Here is a 501-nt window from a genome sequence, read left to right on the forward strand (position 1 = left end):
TTCTGCTGGTTGATCGTATTGATCTAAGAGCCTATCAATATCGTCAGCCGATGCCTCTCCTGCCGAGAAATCCTCGTCTGAGACTTGCGGCTCTGGCTTGGTATCTTCAACGTCAAGATCTAAATCATCGTCGCCAAGTTCTGCGAATAAATCGTCCAGCATCGCTTGATCAACGCTGCCACTTGAAAGGTCTTCCGATGGTTCATCATCAGCAAGAAGTTTGGCAAATTCATCATCAGAAATAGCGTTATCGTCGTCGGACAAGTCGAAGCCTGTTTCGTCTTCGTCGAGCACTTCAAGTTCTGGCGTCACTTCATCAAGCGCACGTTCCATCTCTTCAAGGCCCAGCGCTTTCTCGTCGCCATTAACTTGAATGCCGCTCGTTGAAGAATCAAACTCGTCAAATCCAACGTCTAAATCACCATCATCGCCGATACCGGCAAATCCAACGTCTAAATCACCATCATCGCCGATACCGGCAAATGGATCTTCGCCGTCATC

Annotated in this window: 1 pseudogene; it reads right to left on the reverse strand. The window is 48.3% G+C overall.

The features are described 5' to 3' along the window. Positions 1–501 (reverse strand): annotated as a pseudogene (locus R7Q46_RS30715) (AAA family ATPase); the annotation flags it as partial.

This window comes from Vibrio sp. 811 (assembly GCF_033339195.1).